This is a genomic window from Amycolatopsis sp. NPDC058986, assembly GCF_042741125.1.
In the GTDB taxonomy this organism is placed as follows: domain Bacteria; phylum Actinomycetota; class Actinomycetes; order Mycobacteriales; family Pseudonocardiaceae; genus Amycolatopsis.
Genome location: NZ_JBHYJW010000025.1, coordinates 84,304 through 101,985, shown reverse-complemented (window position 1 = coordinate 101,985; position 17,682 = coordinate 84,304). Strand labels below are relative to the sequence as shown.

17 protein-coding genes are annotated in these 17,682 nt (G+C 70.7%); 11 read left to right on the top strand and 6 right to left on the bottom strand.

Annotated elements, in window-relative coordinates; translation table 11 throughout:
* Positions 1-50: 50 nt before the first annotated feature.
* Positions 51-680, bottom strand: a complete 630-nt coding sequence (locus tag ACFW0G_RS22640) for a (2Fe-2S)-binding protein (protein ID WP_378327343.1) — start codon at positions 678-680, stop codon at positions 51-53.
* Positions 677-1,537: a putative RNA methyltransferase gene (locus ACFW0G_RS22635; RefSeq protein WP_378327342.1), complete on the bottom strand. Its 861-nt coding sequence runs from the start codon at positions 1,535-1,537 to the stop codon at positions 677-679. Before ACFW0G_RS22635 ends, ACFW0G_RS22640 begins: the two co-directional genes overlap by 4 nt.
* Before the next feature lie 174 nt (positions 1,538-1,711).
* Between ACFW0G_RS22635 and ACFW0G_RS22630 the strand changes: the two genes are divergently transcribed.
* Genes ACFW0G_RS22630 through ACFW0G_RS22615 form a run of 4 tightly spaced genes read left to right on the top strand, consistent with a single transcriptional unit; the run spans position 1,712 to position 6,418 of the window.
* The gene (locus ACFW0G_RS22630; RefSeq protein ID WP_378327341.1) at positions 1,712-3,097 is read left to right on the top strand and encodes an ammonium transporter; all 1,386 of its coding nucleotides are present in this window, start codon (positions 1,712-1,714) and stop codon (positions 3,095-3,097) included.
* A complete protein-coding gene (locus ACFW0G_RS22625) occupies positions 3,094-3,432 on the top strand; it encodes a P-II family nitrogen regulator (protein WP_378327340.1) in 339 nt (112 codons plus the stop codon). Before ACFW0G_RS22630 ends, ACFW0G_RS22625 begins: the two co-directional genes overlap by 4 nt.
* A 9-nt stretch (positions 3,433-3,441) precedes the next feature.
* Positions 3,442-5,754, top strand: coding sequence for a [protein-PII] uridylyltransferase (locus ACFW0G_RS22620; protein ID WP_378327339.1), 2,313 nt, complete (start codon positions 3,442-3,444; stop codon positions 5,752-5,754).
* Between the two features lie 43 nt (positions 5,755-5,797).
* Positions 5,798-6,418 carry a maleylpyruvate isomerase family mycothiol-dependent enzyme gene (locus ACFW0G_RS22615; RefSeq protein WP_378327338.1) on the top strand — a complete coding sequence of 207 codons (621 nt, stop codon included), beginning with the start codon at positions 5,798-5,800 and terminating at the stop codon, positions 6,416-6,418.
* 12 nt (positions 6,419-6,430) lie between these two features.
* On the opposite strand, the gene ACFW0G_RS22610 is transcribed toward ACFW0G_RS22615, so the two are convergent.
* On the bottom strand, positions 6,431-7,129 hold the full coding sequence (locus tag ACFW0G_RS22610) for an SDR family NAD(P)-dependent oxidoreductase (protein ID WP_378327337.1): 699 nt from the start codon (positions 7,127-7,129) through the stop codon (positions 6,431-6,433).
* Between the two features lie 178 nt (positions 7,130-7,307).
* On the opposite strand from ACFW0G_RS22610, the gene ACFW0G_RS22605 reads away from it, so the two are divergent.
* From ACFW0G_RS22605 to ACFW0G_RS22595, 3 genes are all read left to right on the top strand, one after another.
* Positions 7,308-7,727: a MarR family winged helix-turn-helix transcriptional regulator gene (locus ACFW0G_RS22605; protein ID WP_378327336.1), complete on the top strand. Its 420-nt coding sequence runs from the start codon at positions 7,308-7,310 to the stop codon at positions 7,725-7,727.
* A gap of 94 nt (positions 7,728-7,821) precedes the next feature.
* Complete coding sequence (locus ACFW0G_RS22600; RefSeq protein WP_378327335.1) at positions 7,822-8,199, top strand: hypothetical protein; 378 nt, start codon at positions 7,822-7,824, stop codon at positions 8,197-8,199.
* Between the two features lie 52 nt (positions 8,200-8,251).
* Positions 8,252-9,136: a Ku protein gene (locus ACFW0G_RS22595; protein WP_378327334.1), complete on the top strand. Its 885-nt coding sequence runs from the start codon at positions 8,252-8,254 to the stop codon at positions 9,134-9,136.
* Between the two features lie 271 nt (positions 9,137-9,407).
* Here the strand turns inward: ACFW0G_RS22595 and ACFW0G_RS22590 are convergent, their stop codons facing one another.
* From ACFW0G_RS22590 to ACFW0G_RS22580, 3 genes are all read right to left on the bottom strand, one after another.
* Entirely contained in the window at positions 9,408-10,607 is a 1,200-nt protein-coding gene (locus tag ACFW0G_RS22590; protein WP_378327333.1) for a nucleotide disphospho-sugar-binding domain-containing protein, read from the bottom strand.
* 80 nt (positions 10,608-10,687) lie between these two features.
* Positions 10,688-11,134, bottom strand: a complete 447-nt coding sequence (locus tag ACFW0G_RS22585; RefSeq protein ID WP_378327332.1) for a MarR family winged helix-turn-helix transcriptional regulator — start codon at positions 11,132-11,134, stop codon at positions 10,688-10,690.
* A 10-nt stretch (positions 11,135-11,144) separates the two neighbouring features.
* Complete coding sequence (locus ACFW0G_RS22580; protein ID WP_378327331.1) at positions 11,145-12,938, bottom strand: ABC transporter ATP-binding protein; 1,794 nt, start codon at positions 12,936-12,938, stop codon at positions 11,145-11,147.
* 209 nt (positions 12,939-13,147) lie between these two features.
* On the opposite strand from ACFW0G_RS22580, the gene ffh reads away from it, so the two are divergent.
* The 4 genes from ffh (at position 13,148) to ACFW0G_RS22560 (ending at position 17,513) form a co-directional block, all read left to right on the top strand.
* Positions 13,148-14,680 carry a signal recognition particle protein gene (gene ffh / locus ACFW0G_RS22575; protein WP_378327330.1) on the top strand — a complete coding sequence of 511 codons (1,533 nt, stop codon included), beginning with the start codon at positions 13,148-13,150 and terminating at the stop codon, positions 14,678-14,680.
* A complete protein-coding gene (locus ACFW0G_RS22570) occupies positions 14,681-15,754 on the top strand; it encodes an amidohydrolase family protein (RefSeq protein WP_378327329.1) in 1,074 nt (357 codons plus the stop codon).
* 44 nt (positions 15,755-15,798) lie between these two features.
* Positions 15,799-16,569 (top strand): CPBP family intramembrane glutamic endopeptidase, encoded by a 771-nt coding sequence (locus ACFW0G_RS22565; RefSeq protein WP_378327328.1) that lies wholly within the window; start codon positions 15,799-15,801, stop codon positions 16,567-16,569.
* Between the two features lie 155 nt (positions 16,570-16,724).
* Positions 16,725-17,513 (top strand): CPBP family intramembrane glutamic endopeptidase, encoded by a 789-nt coding sequence (locus ACFW0G_RS22560; RefSeq protein ID WP_378327327.1) that lies wholly within the window; start codon positions 16,725-16,727, stop codon positions 17,511-17,513.
* The last annotated feature ends 169 nt before the right edge of the window (positions 17,514-17,682 follow it).

Here is a 17,682-nt window from a genome sequence, read left to right as displayed (position 1 = left end):
GTGCGGTGGTGACCGTGGGAAGTCGCCCGACCGGGGAACGGACGTGGGCCTCAGCCCAGGGCGGCGCGTAACCGTCGGTCGCGTTCGGCGGGGGTCTGGCGCGGACAGCTGGTGCACTTCGGGTTCCCGGCCTCGTAGATCAGACAGCACGAAGCCCGCCGCACGACCGGCGAACGGCCCACGCGGATGAAGCGTGGCGACGGCATCCCGAGCCCGATCGCGGACACCAGCGGGGCAGCCAAACCCATCGCGCGTTCCGGATCGGACGTCCACAGTAGACGGTTGCCGATGGAATCCGTGGCGATCGCCCCCAGCGCCCGGGGATTCGCTCCCGAGACGGAAGCGATGGTACGGATCGCGGTCCCCAAAGTGGCCGAGAACGCGGCGCCCAGTTCAGCCAGATCCGCGGACAACGGGCGGGACGAACGCGCGCCGAGGAATCGGCCGTCCGAAACCATGTCCAGCGAAACGGCGTCCAGCGAAGGATCCATCGCGACACCGGTCGCGATCAGTGACTCCAGCGACGGCGCCACCAGCACCGACGACAGCGAGTACCACCAGATCGTCCCGAGCACTTCCGGCCGCGCGCAGCCGTAGAGTTTCGCCGCGCCGCCGATCCGCGCGCGGACCCACGCGGGATCGGCGAGCAGGGTGGCGGGCTCGGTCAGGTCCGGGGTCATTCCGTCACCGCGCGGTAGACCGACACCGCGAAGGACGTCGTGACGTCGAGCGGGGAGGAGAGCGCTTCGAGGCGGGCGCGCCGGTCGTCGGTCAAGTGATGCGCGGTCGGGCCCATGTCGACGACCTCGCGCACCAGTTCCGGCGAGAATTCCACCCGATTGGTGACCTCGATCCGACTCGTCCGGGTGAAGTATTCGCGCAGGCTGCGCTCCAGCCGTTCGTCCTTCCGTTCGTCCACATCGAGCACGAGATCGCCGAGTTCGCGCAGATGTCCCGCCGTGGGCGTCGCGACCACCAGCAGGCCGCCGGGCGCCAGCACGCGGTGGAACTGCTGGGCGTTACGCGGCGCGAAGACGTTGAGCACCATCGACGCCACCTCGTCGGCCACCGGCCACGGCTCCCACAGGTTCCACACCGCCGCTCCGGCGCGTTCGTGCGCGCGGGCGGCGCGGCGCAGCGCGATCGCGGAGACGTCGAGTGCGAGGCCGGCGGCCTTCGGCGCGGCGTCGAGCGCGTGGGCGAGGTAATAACCGGTGCCCGCGCCAGCGTCGACGATCAGGCCGTCGCCGGCGTGCCTCGCCGCGAGCTTCGCGATGACCTCGGCGAGCGGCTGGTAGACGCCGGATTCCAGGAACGCCGCGCGCGCCGCGACCATCGGCGCGGTGTCGGCCGTCCCGGCCGGGATTCGCGCGTGCAACAGGTTCACGTAACCCTGCTTCGCTAAGTCGAACGAGTGACGCTCGGCGCAACGCAGCGTGCGATCGGCTAACCCGACCGGGTCCCCGCACACCGAGCAGCGCAGGGCGTCCACGACGCGAGGTGGCAGTGGGTCATTGGCCTGCGCGGGGTGAGTCATGGGGATATTCGACCACGACGTTTCGCAATCGGACAGGACACCACAGGTGACGGGAAACCTGGACGTAACAAGAGGGCGACCACAGTTCACCCACGTGAAACCTGATTCGGCGCCCGGTGAAACACCGCGCACCAAAACTTCCCCGTCAGACACCCACGGCACGGGAGGAAGATTGTGCTGAACGCAGGAGATACAGCGTGGGTACTGGTCAGCGCCGCGCTGGTCATGCTCATGACCCCAGGACTGGCGTTCTTCTACGGCGGCATGGTCCGCGCGAAGAGCGTCCTGAACATGCTGATGATGAACTTCATCGCACTCGCCGTCGTCGGAGTGCTGTGGGTGCTGTACGGCTTCTCGATGGCCTTCGGCAACGACGCGTTCGGGGGCCTGCTCGGTAACTTCGACCTCGCGGGACTGTCCAACACGGTCGGCAAGCTGGCCGGTCTCGCCGTCGCGGCGACCGACACCGCGCCCGCCGTCGCGTGGCCGGGGCCGGACGCGCTGCCGGTGCTCGCGTTCGTGATGTTCCAGCTGATGTTCGCGGTCATCACCCCCGCGCTGATTTCCGGCGCCATCGCCGACCGCGCCAAGTTCTGGGGCTGGACGCTGTTCGTCGCGATCTGGGTGACCGTCGTGTACTTCCCGGTCGCGCACTGGGTGTTCTCGTTCGACGGCTTCATGGGCGCGGAGAACGCCGGTGGCTGGATCGCCAACAAGCTCAAGGCACTCGACTTCGCCGGTGGTACCGCGGTCCACATCAACGCTGGTGCAGCGGGCCTCGCGCTCGCCATCGTGCTCGGCCGCCGCAAGGGCTGGCCGAAGGACACCGGACGCCCGCACAACGTGCCGTTCGTGTTGCTCGGCGCGAGCCTGCTGTGGTTCGGCTGGTACGGCTTCAACGCCGGTTCGGCGCTGGCCGCCAACGACGTCGCGGCCGTCGCGTTCACCAACACGACCGTCGCCACCGCCGCCGCGGTCCTCGGCTGGCTGCTGGTCGAGCAGCTCAAGTTCGGCAAGCCGACCACGCTGGGCGCCGCTTCGGGCGCCGTCGCGGGCCTGGTCGCGATCACCCCGGCCGCCGGGTTCGTCAGCCCGCTGGGCGCGATCGCGATCGGCGTCATCGCCGGTGTGCTGTGCGCGCTGGCCGTCAGCCTCAAGTACCGCTTCGGGTTCGACGACTCGCTCGACGTCGTCGGCGTCCACCTCGTCGGCGGTCTCGTCGGCACGCTGCTGATCGGGTTCTTCGCCACCAAGAGCGTCAACTCCGCCGGTGCCGACGGCCTGTTCTACGGCGGCGGTCTCGGCCAGCTGGGCAAGCAGGCACTCGCCGCGGGCGCGGTGCTCGTCTACTCGTTCGTGCTGTCCTTCCTCATCGGCTGGGTGATCAAGAAGGCGGGCGGCTTCCGCGTCAGCGCCGAGGACGAGGTCAGTGGTATCGATGAGGCCCAGCACGCGGAGAGCGCGTACGACTTCACGGGCATGGGCGGCGGCTTCGGCCACCCGAGCCCCTTCCCGGCGAAGTCCGCGACCGCCACGAAACTCGAGGAGAGCAAGGCATGAAGCTGATCACCGCGATTGTCAAGCCGTTCACGCTCGACGACGTCCGATCCGCGCTGGAGCAGCTGGGCGTGCTCGGCATGACGGTCAGCGAGGTGCAGGGCTACGGCCGTCAGAAGGGACACACCGAGGTCTACCGCGGCGCGGAGTACTCGGTGGACTTCGTGGCCAAGCTGAAGATCGAGGTCGTCACCGACGATTCGAACGTCGAGAAGGTGCTCACGGCGATCACCACCGCCGCGCACACCGGCAAGATCGGCGACGGCAAGGTGTGGGTCACCCCGGTCGACACGGTGATCCGGGTACGGACCGGCGAACGCGGCTCGGACGCCCTATAGGCGATTCGGATGACCGACGGGGGTGAGCTGGTCAAGGCCACCGAGCGGCTGCTCGAGGGCAGGCATGGACGGCTGGGCGCGGCGGCGTTGCGCGCCGCCCTGGTCGACCTCTACGAATTCTGGCTCGGCAAGGGCGCCACGGCGGCCGGTGTCGACACCGCCGATCCCGGTGTCGCGCTGGTCGCCGTCGGCGGCCTCGGCCGCCGCGAGCTGGTGCCGTTCTCCGATCTCGATCTCGTGCTGGTGCACAACGGGAATCCCGACGTCGGGAAGATCGCGGACGCGCTGTGGTACCCGCTCTGGGACGCGAAGGTCGGGCTCGACCATTCGGTGCGCACACCCGGCGAGGCGGTCAAGGTCGCCTCGGAGGATCTGCGCACCGCGATGGGCCTGCTCGACGCCCGGCACATCGCCGGAGACGCCGACCTGACGCAGCGGCTCGCGTCGGCGGCGCGGGACCAGTGGCGGCGGACCGCGCGCAAGCGGCTCGACGAGCTGGCCGAGGCGGTGCGGCTGCGCTGGCGGCGCAGCGGCGAAATCGCGCAGTCCGCGGAGCCGGATCTCAAACATGGCAGGGGCGGACTGCGGGACTTCGCGGTGCTCGAAGCGCTGGCGGCGGCCCAGCTGACCGCGCGTCCCGGCGAAGAACTCCTTGCGGCGAAGGAACTCCTGCTCGACGTCCGCACCGAGCTGCGGCGCGAACTGCGGCGTGAGCGGGACGTGCTGGCCGCGCCGGAGGCCGAGCTTGTCGCCGCCGAACTCGGCTTCGGCGATCGATTCACCTTGGCGCGTAAGCTTTCCGGGGCGGGCCGGACGATCGCGTATGCGGTCGACGTCGCGCTGCGATCCACTGTGGAGCCATCGAAGTCGCGGTTCGGACGGCGTCCGGTGCGAACGCCGTTGGCGGAAGGTGTTGTGCTGCACGGGAACGAGGTCTCGCTCGCGCGGGACGCCGTTCCCGCGCGTGATCCGGCGTTGCTGCTGCGGGTCGCCGCGGCTTCCGCGCGGACCGGGAAACCGATTGCCCACGGGACGTTGCGGGCGCTCGCGGAGTCGGCGCCGGAACTGCGGGCGCCGTGGCCGGAGGACGCGCTGAACGCGCTGGTGGAGCTGCTGGGCGCGGGGGAGGGGATGGTCGACGCCGTCGAGGCGCTGGACCGGACCGGCCTCTGGGCGCGGCTGTTCCCGGAATGGGGCGCGGTGCGCGACCTGCCGCCGCGATCGCCGGTGCACGCCTGGACCGTCGACCGGCACCTGGTGCGGGCGTGTGTCGAGGCGGCGAAGCTGACCACCACGGTGGCGCGGCCGGACCTGCTGCTCATCGGCGCGTTGCTGCACGACATCGGGAAGGGCCGCGATGCGGACCACTCCGAGCTGGGCGCGGCGATCTCGGCACAGGTCGCGACCAGGCTCGGACTGTCCGAAAAGGACGCCGCGACGGTGTCCGCGATGGTGCGGCACCATCTGCTCCTGCCGCACACCGCGACGCGGCGGGACATCGGCGACCCGGCGACGGTTTCTCGCGTGGTCAAGACGTTGGAAAATGACACCCTGCTCATCGAGTTGCTGCACGCGCTGACCAAGGCCGATTCGCTCGCGACCGGACCGGGCGTGTGGACCGACTGGAAGGCCAGGCTGCTCGCCGAACTCGTGTCCGGCTGTGAGGAAGTCTTGCGGGGCAAGGGTTTCTCGGAACCCGGGCCGATGGACGACGAACAGCGGGAACTGGTCTCCGCGGCGGCGGCTTCGGGGCGCGGTGAGGTCCACATCAGCGCCCACGGCAAGATCGTCACCGTGGTTCTCGCCGTCCCCGCGCGGGCCGAACTGCTCGCGCCCGCGGCCGGGGTCCTCGCGCTGAATTCGCTGGAGGTGCACTCGGCATTGCTGCGGGCGCACGAGGGTGGCCGGGCGGGCGTCTTCACGGCGTCGCCGAAGTTCGGTTCGCTGCCCGACGTCACGTTGCTGCGTGAGCAGTTCGCGCGGGCGGTGGCGGGCACGCTGCCGCTCACCCAGCGGCTCGCGGCGAAGGAACGCGACTACGGCGGCGCGGTGTCCGTCGCCGAACCGAAGGTGCTGTGGTTCGACGACGAGACGAGCGGGCCGGACACCGTCGTGCTGGAACTGCGGGCCACCGACCGGATCGGCCTGCTGTTCCGGATCGCCGGGGCGCTGCGCCGCTGCGAGGCCGAGGTCCGCTGGGCCAAGGTCGCGACACTGGGCGGCGCGGTGGTCGACTCGTTCGCCGTCACCCCGCGCACCGGCCGGATCGACCCGGAGTGGCGCGCGAAAGTGGAACAGGCGGTGCTGGCCGCGGCATCGTGATCGGTGTCTTGCGCGGGGCGCTTCGAGAGACTAGGCAACTGCCATGGACATCAAGCGCCTCGCGCGGGACGAGCGGCTGGACTTCGCGGCATTCCTCGAAACGCTGACACCGGAGCAATGGGACGCGCCGACGCTGTGCGAGGGCTGGAGCGTCCGCGACGTCGTCGCGCACGTGATCAGCTACGACGAACTGACCCCGCGCGACCTGGTCCGCCGCTTCGCCAAGGGCCGGTTCACGCCCGGCAAGGTGAACAGCGTCGGCGTGACCGAGTATGTGCGGCGCGGCCCGGACGAGCTGGTGGCGTTGCTGCGGAAGTACGCCGAACCGCGCGGGTTGACCGCGGGGTTCGGCGGCGGGATCGCGCTGACCGACTGCCTCATCCACCAGCAGGACATCCGCCGCCCGCTCGGCCTGCCGAGGCAGGTCCCGGGGGAGCGGCTGCTGCCCGCACTGCGGCTGGCGCTGGTAGCCCCGGTCATCCGGGGGTTCTGGCGGATCAGGGGTGTCCGGCTGGTCGCCACCGACCTCGACTGGTCCGCCGGTTCCGGGCCCGTGGTCCAAGGGCCCGCCGAAGCCTGTCTGATGGCCCTCGCCGGACGTCGTGGTGTCACGGGCGAGCTTTCCGGGCCAGGACAAGCGAAACTCGCGGCCCGCCTCGGCTGACGCTCCGGGACGCTAGCCGAGGTCGACGACCTCGTGCAGGCCCAGCTTGCGGTTGAGTGCTCCGGTCGCCCGGGTGACGACGGCGCGCGGCAGCAGCCGGGGGAACCAGGCCATGGTCCGGTTCAGCACCCGGCTCACGGCCCGGCCCGGATAGGACACCGCGCGCCGCCGGGCGTAGTCGTCGAGCGTGCGGGCGGCGACGGCCGCGTTGATCGTGGCCGAGGTGCCGTGGAGGAAGCCGGTCGCGATCGGGCCGGGGTGCGCGGCCATGACATGGACACCGGTGCCGCGCAGTTCCACGGCCAGCGCCTCGGTGAAGGAGAGCACGAACGCCTTGGTCGCGGCATAACTTGCCTGGTAGGGCATGGGCTGGAAAGCGGCGGTGGAGGACACGTTGATGACGCCGCCGCGGCCGCGCGCGACCATTTCGGCCCCGAGTGCGTGGGTGAGCGCGAGCAGGCCGCCGACGTTGAGCCCGACCGAGCGCAGCTGCGGTGCGAGCGGGCGGTCGAGGAACGGGCCCGCGCCGGCGTTGTTGAGCAACAGGTCGACGATCAGGCCGCGGTCGCGCAGCTCCGCGAGGACCCGCTCCGGACCGTCCTCGGCGGTGAGGTCGGCGGCGATCACCTCGGCCACCGGGCCGCCGTGCCGCTCAGCCAGGTGTTCGGCGAGTTCCCGCAGGTCCGGTTCCGAGCGGGCCAGCAGGATCACCCGCGCTCCGGCGAACCAGCTCCTCGGCGTACGCCCGCCCCAGCCCCCTGGACGCACCGGTGACGAGCGCGGTGAGGCCGCGATAGCCGTCTTTCACAGGATCCTCCACTAGTTCGAGCCTTGAAGTATCGACGGTAGCAGAATCCTTCGAGGCTCGAAACATAGGTAGGATGGGGGCATGTCCGCGCCCGATCTCGTCACCGCGATCGCCGCGACCTACGACATCTGGATGCGGACCGTCACGCAGATCGGGCCGGTGCTGGCGGAGCACCGCCTGACCCCGGCGACGTTCCAGGCGTTGTGGGCGATCGACCCGGACGAGCGGCCGCCCTCGATGAAGGCGCTGGCCGAACGCCTCCACTGCAACGCCCCGAATCTGACCTTCGTGAGCAACCAGCTCGCCGACCGGGGCCTGGTGGAGCGCGCCGTGGACCCGGCCGACCGCCGCTCCCGCGTGCTGGTCCTGACCGCCAAGGGCCGCCGGGTCCGCGACGAGGTGGTCCGCGCCGCCCTGGCGGGGACACCGCTGGCGGCGCTGGCCGACGGCGAGCTGCGCCAGTTGGTCACCCTGCTGAACCGTGTCCTCCCGCCCGGCTGAGCGCGCTTCGGGGTGTCGGCCGGGCCGCCGGGAGCGTCGATGGCAAAATGACGGACCGATCGGCTCGGACGGGTTCCGGCGCGAAGGGCGGTGAGTGGTGCTGGAGCACAATCCCCCGCGGCTTTCGCTGCCCCCGACCGTCGTCGCCTCCCACCTGCGCTCCTGCGCCGAAGAACTCGCGGATTCCCTGCGCGCCACCGGTTCTGCGGCCACCGCCGCCGAACTCGCCGAGGTCGTCACCCAGCTGGTCGCCGGGCAGCAGGCTCTCGCGAGCGCTCTGGCGGGGCTGGCGGGCCGGGTCGACGCCGGGTCGGGCGTCCTCGCGGCGGCACCGCCGGTGGACGTCGAGGTGGTCACCGAGGTACTCCGTGCGGCGGCCACCGCGGTCGGCTGTTCGGCCGACGCGCTCGGTGAAGCGGTCCCGTCATTCGAATGTCTGAGCGAATCCGTGGGCCCTGACACCCGTTTGTAGCTGTCCGCCGCCGCGTCCCCGTGTCTAGCCTGGAGCTGCGGAGGTGGGCGCCATGCGGGCGGTGTGGAAAGGCACGATCGGCTTCGGCAGTTACGCCATTCCGGTGAAGGCTTACGGGGCCACCGAGGAACGCGGCGTCGCGCTGCACCAGGTGCACGAGCCGGACGGCGGACGGGTCCGGGTGCGGCGGGTCTGCGAGGTCGACGGCGCCGAGGTTCCGGCAGGGGAGATGGTCAAGGGTTTCCCGGTCCCCGGTGGCGACGTCGTCCTGCTGACCGAACAGGAACTCGCCGGGCTGCCGCTGCCGACGGCGCAGTCGATCGACGTCTGCGGGTTCGCGCCGCTGGAGGCGATCGACCCGGTGTACTTCGCGAAGAGCTACTACCTGGAGCCGGAACCGGCGGGCACGAAGCCGTATGTGCTGCTCAGCGAGGCTTTGCAGCAGTCAGGCCGGGCCGCGGTGGTCAAGGTGGCCCTGCGGCAGCGCGAGACGCTCGGCGCGCTGCGGGTGCGTGACCAGGTGATCATGCTCGAAACCATGTTCTGGCCCGACGAGATCCGCACGCCCGATTTCCCGTTCCTGCACGAGGACGTCGAGCTGCGCGAAGGGGAACTGCGGCGCGCGGTGAACCTGATCGAGGAGCTGACCGGCGATTTCGACCCCGGCCGCTACGCCGATCGCTACCGTGAAGCGCTGGAAGCCTTGATCCAGGCGAAGATCGACGGCTCCGACGTCGTCCAGCCGACCGCCGCCGAGCAGGCCGAGGGCGTCACGCGGTTGCTGGCGGCGTTGCAGCAGAACGTCGTCGAGTCCACGCGGGCGCCGGAAGCCGCCGTCGGGCGGGCGAAGGCCGCCGCGGAGAAGGCCGCGAAAGCCAAGGGGCGTGCGAAAAAGGCGTCGGCGAAGGTCCGGGGCCGGGCGAAGTCCGCGCGCTGAGCGCGTTCTGAGTAGGACTACTCATCCCGGAATAGGGGAGTTCACGCTGCCCCCGGCGCCGGTGCGCCCGGCAGACTCCTTCTCGCGCGGACGGTTCCCGGGGAGGTGAACCTTCCGCCCCCAGGGCTCCGGGGCCCGGTCCGCGGGGGAGCGGCCCGGCTCCGGAGTTCGGCCCGGAAGGTGCTGAAGGACGCCTTCAGCGCATCTAGTGCACTGAAAGCGTCCTTCAGCGCGCTCGGTGCACCGAAGGCGTCCTTCAGCGCACGCTCGCTCAGACCAGGGCGACGGCTTTCTGGAGGACTGCCGCCGGGCTCGGCTGGTTCGCCATCTCGTCCCGGACCTCCGCGGCGGCCTGGGCGAACGCCGGTTCGGTGAGCAGCCGCTCCACCAGGCCCCGCATCGTCGCGACGTCGGTCGTGGCGGCGTCGCAGCGCAGCCCGACCCCGCGTTCGGCGACCCGGTCGGCGGAGAGGAAGTTGTCCGCGAACGACGGGAGCACCAGCTGCGGGACGCCGTAGTACAGCGGCGCGGCGGTGGTGCCGGAACCGCCGTGGTGCACGATCAGCGAGCACGTCGGCAGGAACATCGACAGCGGCACGAACCCGGCGGGCCGCACGTTGGCGGGCAGGGTGCCGAGCGAGGAGAGATCCGCCGACCCCGCCGCGAGGACGACCTCGACGTCCAGCTCCCCGAGCGCCTCGACCACGACGGTCAGGTTGCTGGTGCCGGACAGGAACGGCACGACGGTGCCCAGCGTGACGCACACCCGCGGCCGTTCGGTGTGCTCGAAGACCCACGGCGGGGCGACGGCGCCGCCGTTGAACGGCACGTACCGCATCGGCCACCACGGCGCGCCGTCGCGCGGGTCCGTCTCGTCGCCGGTCATTCCGCCCATGCTCGGGGCACGCGGGTCGATCCGCGCGAGCACCTTCGCCGGTCCGGCCTCGAAGCCCAGCTTTTCGGCCAGGTGCTGCGAAAGCGGGTCGTCGGTGGCGAAAGTCGAGTGCTCCCGCCGCCATTCCTCGTCCCGCATGGACCACGAGACGCGGTTGCCGACTTCGAGCACCGGGAGGCCGAGCGCGGTGGCGGCCAGCGCGCCCGCGGCGTGGTCGGACGTGGTGACGATCAGCTCGGCACCGAACGCCCTGGCCGCGGCGACCGTGCCCTCGGTCATCGTCAGGGTGAAGACCCCGAACGGGTTCCCGGTGGCGGCGACCAGCTTCTCCTCCTCGGAGAGATCCTCCTCGGCGGGGGGTGTGCTGCCGGGGCCGACCCTCGCCATCAGTTCGGCCCAGACGTCGCGGTCCGGGAAGACGTCGACGGCAGGGAGGCCGGCCCGGGCACCGGCCTCGGTCATCTCCGAGGTCGTCGCGAGCAGGATTTCGTGACCCGCCGCGCGGGCGGCCCAGAGGAGCGGGACGAGCGGCAGCATGAGCCCGTAGCCCGGCGCCGCGCAGAACATGATCTTCATTTTGGCTGTTACCCCCTTGATCCGGGACGCAGCCTAGCCAGCCGCCGCCGCGGCGACGACCGGATACTTCCGGCAGCCGCTCAGCAGTCGGCGACCCGCACCAGCAGCTCCGAGGCCAGCCGCAGCAGCTGTTGTTCGGTCGGGGACAGCGTCCGCGCCATCGCGTCGGCCAGCCAGCGTTCGCGGCCGATGCTGTACTCGCGCAGCTCCACCCGCCCAGCCGGGGTGATGTCGATGAGCGACCGCCTGCCGTCCGCCGGATCCGGGGTCCGGGTGACGAGGCCGCGTTCGGCCAGCGAAGCGAGCACGCGGGTGAGCGACTGCGGCTGGATCCGTTCCGCGTCGGCCAGCTCCTTCGGGCTGTGCGTGCCGGCGCGATAGAGCCTGCTCAGCACCGCGAGCACCACCGGGCCGGGGCCGCCCTTGTCGCGTTCGGCCCGCATGCGCCAGTTGAGCCTGCCGACGCTCTCCCGGACGTGCCGCGCCAGCTCGGCCAGCTCGTGGTCCGCGACGGCTTCGCTCTGCATGACCCCCAGGTTAGGCGGACGGCTCGCGGAGCAAACGGGCGTACCGGCCGTCGAGCCGCAGCAGCTCGTCGTGGGTGCCGCGCTCCACGATCCGCCCGGCGTCGAGCACCACGATCTGGTCCGCGTGCTCCACAGTGGACAGACGATGCGCGATGGTGATCGTCGTGCGGCCGGTCGCGAGCCGGTCCAGCTCCGCCTGCACCGACCGTTCCGTGCGGTTGTCGAGCGCGCTCGTCGCCTCGTCGAGGATGAGCACGGGCGGGTTGCGCAGCAGGATGCGCGCGATCGCCATCCGCTGTTTCTCCCCGCCGGAGAACCGGTATCCGCGCTGCCCGACGACCGTGTCGTATCCCTCGGGCAGCGCGGCGAGCGTGTCGTGGATGTGCGCGGCCTTCGCGGCGCGCTCGATCTCGTGGTCGGTGGCGCCGGGTTTGGCGAACCGCAGGTTCTCGCGTACCGACGCGTGGAACAGGTACGTCTCCTGCGACACGAGACCGATTCCGTTCGCGAGCGAGGCGAGGGTGACGTCGCGGACGTCGGCGCCGTCGATGCTCACTCGCCCCTCGGTGACGTCGTACAGCCGTGCCACGAGGTACGCGAGCGTCGTCTTCCCCGAGCCGGTGGAACCGACGAGCGCGGTCGTGGTCCCCGCCGGGACGTCGAGATCGATGTCGCGCAGGGTCCACGCGGCACCTTCTTCGTACCGGAACGAGACCCCGCGCATCGAGACGTCGCCCCGGCGCAGCTCCAGCTTCTTCGCGTCGGATGTGTCGGCGATTTCGACCGGCAGGTCCAGGACTTCGAAGATCCGCGCGAACAACGCCTTGGACGTCGCCACGTTCTGCCCGATCGACTGCATCGCCGTCGCCGGCGCGACGAGCCGGTTGAGCAGGCTCGTGAACGCGACCACGGTGCCCAGCGAAAACGGCGTCGCGCCGCCGGCGAGCGCGAGCCCGGCGATCCAGTACACCAGCGCCGGGATGATCGTCAGGCTCATCGTGCGCGCGGCGACCTGCCAGCGTCCGGCCAGCGCGGCGTTGCGCTCCAGCGACGCGATCTCGCGGGATTCGGCGGCGAACCGCTCACGCAGTGCCCGCTCGTTGCCCATCGTCTTGCCGAGCAGCACCCCGGCGACCGACAGCGACTCCTCGACCATGGTGGTCAGCCGCGCCATCCGGCGCGTCCGGCCGCGGGCGAGCGTGCGGCGCTTCTTGCCGAGCCGCAGCGTGAACAGCAGGAACAACGGCACCACGACCAGCGACAGCAGCGCGAGCTGCCAGTCGAGCAGGAGCAGGGCGCCGGCGATCGCGAGCGTCGTGGTGCCGTTCTGCACCACCGAACCGGCCGTCGTGGTGATCACGTTGTCCACGCCGCCGATGTCGTTGAAGACGCGCGAGAGCACTTCGCCGGTCTTCGTCCGCGTGAAGAACGCCAGCGACATCCGCTGCAGGTGGCCGTAGACCGAGACCCGCAGTTCGTTCATGACCCGCTGGCCGATGGTGTTGGCCAGCCCGGTCGTCGCGACGCCGAGCGACCCGCTGCCGAGCGAGGCCAGGATCATCCCGGCCGCGAGCAGGCTCAGCAGCAGCGTGTCCCGGTGCGGCAGGGCGTCGTCGAGGATCTCGCGAAGCAGGAACGGCGAAACGATGCCCAGGCCCGCCTGCAGCACGAGCAGCACCAGCAGCCCCGCCATCGCCCGCCGGTGCGGCCCGAACAGGCCCGCGATGCGCCGGAACGGGACGTGCTCGGTGGCGTCTTCGGCCGGTTCCGTGAGCATCGCGCGGGTGCTCGTCGCAGAAGTCATACATGTATGTTTACTAAATTGAGGGGCCTTGGCTACTGATTTTCGTGGTCTGCCAGGAAAAATGACAGTCAAATACTTAACGAGTGCGGAGGAAGTGGTTGGGCCGAGGTCGCGGTACCCCGGAGGCCGCATCCGTGGAACGACTACCCTCGGAAGATGCCGGGCCAGGTCCGGCGCGCAACGACGACTCAGCTGGAGCGTGCACACCCGTGTTCGACACCCTCTCCGACCGCCTCACAGCGGCCCTGCAGACCCTGTCGCGCAAGGGCAGGCTGTCCGACGCCGACATCGACGCCACCGCGCGCGAGATCCGCATCGCCCTGCTCGAGGCCGACGTCGCGCTGCCCGTGGTCAAGGCGTTCATCGCGAAGGTCAAGGAACGGGCCAAGGGTGCCGAGGTCCATGGCGCGCTGAACCCGGCGCAGCAGGTCATCAAGATCGTCAACGAGGAGCTCGTCGGGATCCTCGGCGGCGAGACGCGGCGGCTGAACCTCGCGAAGACCCCGCCGACGGTGATCATGCTGGCGGGTCTGCAGGGTGCCGGTAAGACCACGCTCGCCGGGAAGCTCGCGCTGTGGCTGAAGAAGCAGGGCCACGCGCCGATGCTCGTCGCCTGTGACCTCCAGCGCCCCAACGCCGTCACCCAGCTCCAGGTCGTCGGTGAGCGCGCCGGGGTCGTCACGTTCGCGCCCGAGCCCGGGAACGGTGTCGGCGACCCGGTCGACGTCGCCCGCCGCGCGATCGCCGAGGCCCGCCACGCCCAGCACGACGTCGTCGTGGTCGACACCGCCGGTCGTCTCGGTGTCGACGAGGAGCTGATGAAGCAGGCCGCGGACATCCGCGACGCGGTCGAGCCGGACGAGGTCCTGTTCGTCGTCGACGCGATGATCGGCCAGGACGCGGTCACCACCGCGGAGGCGTTCCGCGACGGCGTCGGCTTCACCGGCGTCGTGCTCACCAAGCTCGACGGCGACGCCCGCGGTGGCGCGGCGCTGTCCGTCCGCGAGGTCACCGGCCAGCCGATCCTCTTCGCCTCCAACGGCGAGAAGCTCGAGGACTTCGACACCTTCCACCCGGACAGGATGGCGTCGCGGATCCTCGGCATGGGCGACATGCTCACCCTGATCGAGCAGGCCGAGCAGGCCTTCGACCAGGAGCAGGCCGAGCAGGCGGCGCAGAAGCTGACCAGCGGCCAGCTGACCCTGGAGGACTTCCTCGAGCAGATGCTCGCGGTCCGCAAGATGGGCCCGATCGGCAACCTGCTCGGCATGCTGCCCGGTGCCGGGCAGATGAAGGACCAGCTCGCGCAGGTCGACGACAAGCACCTCGACAAGCTCCAGGCGATCATCCGCGGCATGACCCCGGCCGAGCGGGACGATCCGAAGCTGATCAACGGCTCCCGGCGGCTGCGCATCGCCAACGGCTCCGGCGTCACCGTGCGCGAGGTCAACGACCTGGTCAACCGGTTCTTCGAGGCCCGCAAGATGATGGCGCAGATGGCCGGGAAGTTCGGCTTCGGCGGTGGTGGCGGCAGCAAGTCGCGCAAGGGCAAGAAGGGGAAGAAGGGCAAGGGCCGCGGCCCGACGCAGCCCAAGGTCCGCGGTGGCTTCCCCGGCGGCATGCCGATGCTGCCGCCCGGTGGAGGCATGCCCGGCGGTGCGCCCGATCTCTCGCAGCTCGGCGGCATGAACGACGTCCCGGGCTTCGACCCGTCGAAGTTCAAGCTGCCCAAGCAGAAGTAAGTGACCGCACTGCACCTGGCCGGGGTGATCCTGCCCGGCGGCGAACCGGGTGAGCTGTGGATCGACGGCGGGCGGATCTCGTTCACTCGCGTGCCGGGCGCGGAAACCCTGACGCGGGAAGGCTTTCTCGTGCCGGGCCTGGTCGACGCGCACTGCCATCCGGGGCTCGCCGCGCACGGCCCCGCGACGCTGGCGGAAGCCGCAGAGCAGGCCGCCGCGGACCGGGACGCGGGGACGTTGCTGATCCGCGACTGCGGTCTCCCACTGGACGTCCGGCCCTTGCAGGCCCGCGCCGACCTGCCGACGATCATCCGCGCCGGGCAGCATCTCGCGCTGCGCAAGCGGTACATCCCCGGGTTCGGCCTCGAACTGGACGATCCGGCGCAGCTGCCCGCCGCGGTGGTCGAGCAGGCCCGCGACGGCGACGGCTGGGTCAAGCTGGTCGGGGACTGGATCGACCGCGGCGCCGGCGACCTCGCGCCGCTGTGGCCGGACGACGTGCTGGCCGAGGCGATCGCGGCCGCGCACGCCGAGGGCGCTTGCGTCACCGCGCACGTGTTCGGCCAGGAAGCGCTGCCGGGCCTGATCGCGGCCGGGATCGACTGCCTCGAACACGGCACCGAGCTGAGCCCGGAGCAGCTCGACGAGCTGGCGCGCCGGGACATCGCGCTCGTGCCGACGCTGATCCAGATCGAGAACTTCCCCGGCATCGCGGACAAGGCGGGCAAGTACCCGGCGTACGCGGCGCACATGCGCGCGCTCCACGCCGGTGTCGGCGAGATGGTCGCCTCGGCCGTCGAGGCGGGTGTACGCGTCTTCGCGGGCAGCGACGCGGGCGGCATGGTCGAACACGGCAGGCTCGTCGACGAGATCGAGGCGCTGCACAAGGCCGGGATGCCCGCCGAACAGGCGCTGGGCCAGGCGTCGTGGGCGGCGAGGGACTGGCTCGGCCATCCGGGCATCGCCGACGGCGCTCCAGCCGACTTGCTCGTCTACCCGGCCGATCCGCGCGAGGACCTCGGCGTGCTGCGGCATCCCACACACATCGTGCTGGGCGGCACGGTTTTCGCCTGACCCCCTGTTTTCCTTGCGGGGCAAGCACCTTTAGCGTGACGTCCGTGGATGGTCCGGAGGGAGCGCGGCGGCGCGCGGGTCTCGTCCTCGGCGCCCACTGGGGGTTCCTCGCGTTCTTCGCGGGCATCGCCGGTTACCACGTGGTCAACCTGGCGATCACCGTGGTCATGAACCGCCACCTCGGCGAGTTCGATCCGCTGGAGCTGCACGACATCGGCCCGTTGCTGCTGCTGGCGTTCCTGCCGAACCTGCTGCTCGGCCTCGGCCCCGTCGCGGGTTCGCGGATCTGGGGCGCGGGGCTGCGCGAGGACTTCGGGCTGCTGCCCACCTGGCGCGACGTCCGGATCGGCCTCGCCTGCGGGGTGCTCGCGCTCGTCGCCGGGTTCGGGTTGAACCTGCTCTCGATCGCGGTGTACGGCACCGGGGACAGCACCGACGTGAGCGACAGCCCGCTCACCGACCTCGCCGACACCTACCGCGGCGACACCGTGTGGCTGGTGCTGGCCGCGGTGATCGTGGTCGCGGGGGCACCGGTCACCGAGGAGCTGCTCGTGCGCGGCACGCTGTGGAACGGCTTGTCCTGCTACCGGATCCCGCGGTGGGTGGTGCTGGTGCTGACCGCGCTGGTGTTCGCCCAGCTGCACGGCGAGCCGGCCCGCGTGCTCGCGCTGTTCGGACAGGGGCTGGCGATCGGGCTGGCCCGGTACCTCAGCGGCCGCGTCGGCGCCGCGGTCGTCGCGCACGCGGCGAACAACCTGCCGCCCGCGGTGTTCCTGTTCGTCGGAACGGGTGGTCTCCCGCTGGCGCTCCACTGATCATGTGTCATTTGAGACATGCACGTCACCTGATGCGACGTAGCGTGAACGCGTGGCCGAATTGATCAGCTGTGGGTAACGTGGTCGGCACTGTACGGGATCGTGGAGACGGTTAGGCTCGTCGCGGCAGCCGAACAGAACACCGGAGGACCGGCGTGACGACTTCCCAATCCGGGGAATCCCTTCCGGGTACCGCGCCGTTATCGGAGGACGTACTGAGCGCCGCCCCGCCCCCGTCCCACCGCTGGGGATTCGGCGCCTTCCTGCTCGTGGAAGCCGTGCTGATCGCCTCGGCGGCCTTCATCAGCGCCATCGTCGGCGAGGCACCGGGCCAGCCGCTGCCCATGCGGGTCGTCCTGCTCGGCACGATGCTGCCGACCATGATCGCGGCGGGCGCCGCGGTGCTGATCACCTACGTCCGCGGCAACGGCCCGCGCGTGGACCTGCGGCTTTCGTGGAACCTCTCGGACGTGCGCGTCGGGCTCAAGTTCGGCTGCGTCGGGCTGGTCTGCACGACGCTGGGGGCCTACGTCTGGACCCAGATCGTCGGCAACGCGAACGCGTCGTCGGCGATCAGCGCGCTGGTCGAGAACCGGAAGATGTCGGTGTCCGCCGCCATCGTGATGTTCGTCTACCTCTGGCTGATCGGCCCGATCTGCGAGGAGGTCATCTACCGCGGCCTGCTCTGGGGCGCGGTCGAGCGGCTGCAGTGGCGCAGCGAGCGCTGGGGCAGGGTTGCGGCGTTCCTGTTGTCCACCGCGGTGTTCGCGGTCAGCCACCTCGAACCGCTGCGGACCACGTTGCTGCTGCTCATCTCGGTGCCGATCGGCCTGGCGAGGCTGTGCACCGGGCGGCTGCTCGGCAGTGTCGTGGCGCACCAGATGAACAACTTCCTGCCCGCGGTGGCGATCCTGGTCTCGGCGCTCGGACTGGCCTCGTTCTGAGCCCGGCTGCACGGGCCGGGGGGCCGATCTGGCAGAATGTTCGCTTGCCCGCTTCCGCCGGACCCTCTCACCGCGCGGGAGCTGTCGACCTTTGGGTGCCCGCGTCCGTATCCCCACTCGGTTCGTGTGTGCCCGCCCTTGCATCGAGAGAACTGAGGAGTACCCACAC